The sequence below is a fragment of the Sulfuricurvum sp. MLSB genome (assembly GCF_000747095.1).
In the GTDB taxonomy this organism is placed as follows: domain Bacteria; phylum Campylobacterota; class Campylobacteria; order Campylobacterales; family Sulfurimonadaceae; genus Sulfuricurvum.
In genome coordinates, this window is record NZ_JQGL01000127.1 from 1 (window position 1) to 852 (window position 852).

Here is an 852-nt window from a genome sequence, read left to right on the forward strand (position 1 = left end):
ACGTACGGCATTTAGACTCACTTTCTTACAAAATTGTAAGAATTATAACATACAGTGCAAATTTTATTCTAGATTATTAGACAAATTTGATTTATACCAAAAAAGCGGCGGGACAAGCCGCTTGTGCTACAATTCGATCATGATTGAACTAGATAACCGAACCGATAAAACTTATGGGATGGAACGTATAGAGGCTATTTGTGACGCGCTTACGCCGCTAGAAGTAGAACTGATACTGACCGATAACGATGAAATTGCCGCCATTAACCGCGATTTTCGAAGCATCGACAAGCCGACCGACGTGCTGAGTTTTCCGAGTGATCCTTTTCCAGAGGCGCCGTTGGGAAGCATCGTCATCAGCGTCGATAAAGTCGCCTCAGTCGCACAGGCATTGGGTCACAGTGAAGAAGATGAATTCGCTCTGCTCTTTATCCACGGCATGCTGCATCTGCTTGGATTCGATCACGAAGTCGATAACGGTGAAATGAGAACCAAAGAGACCGAACTGATAGAAACGTTCAATCTCCCCAAAAGCCTCATAGTTCGAACGCTGGAAGAATAACTGAACTTTTCGTTTGGCGTTCTACTCTTTAATGTATCCAAGCTCGTCGAGTTTGTTGTAAATTGCGGAAACAATGCCGCCCGTTGCTTCCCCTCCATGTCCGCCGTGCTCAACCATCACCATAACGACAAATTGCGGGTTATCTGCCGGACCGTACGTCGTAAACCACGCATGTGAACGCTTGAAATACTCCATAGAATGCTCGCTTTGGCGCTGTTTGACCCCTTGCGCGATCCCTGTGGTCTGCGCCGTCCCCGTTTTTCCGGCTATCGGAAAGCGAGTGTAGACAT

2 protein-coding genes are annotated in these 852 nt (G+C 46.7%); one reads left to right on the top strand and one right to left on the bottom strand.

All coding sequences use genetic code 11. The features are described 5' to 3' along the window. Nucleotides 1-178: 178 nt before the first annotated feature. On the top strand, nt 179-562 hold the full coding sequence (gene ybeY, locus JU82_RS08910) for an rRNA maturation RNase YbeY (protein WP_294892696.1): 384 nt from the start codon (nt 179-181) through the stop codon (nt 560-562). A gap of 21 nt (nt 563-583) precedes the next feature. On the opposite strand, the gene JU82_RS12020 is transcribed toward ybeY, so the two are convergent. After that, a partial coding sequence (locus tag JU82_RS12020) for a penicillin-binding transpeptidase domain-containing protein (protein WP_294892698.1) occupies nt 584-852 on the bottom strand: 269 nt, incomplete at its 5' end.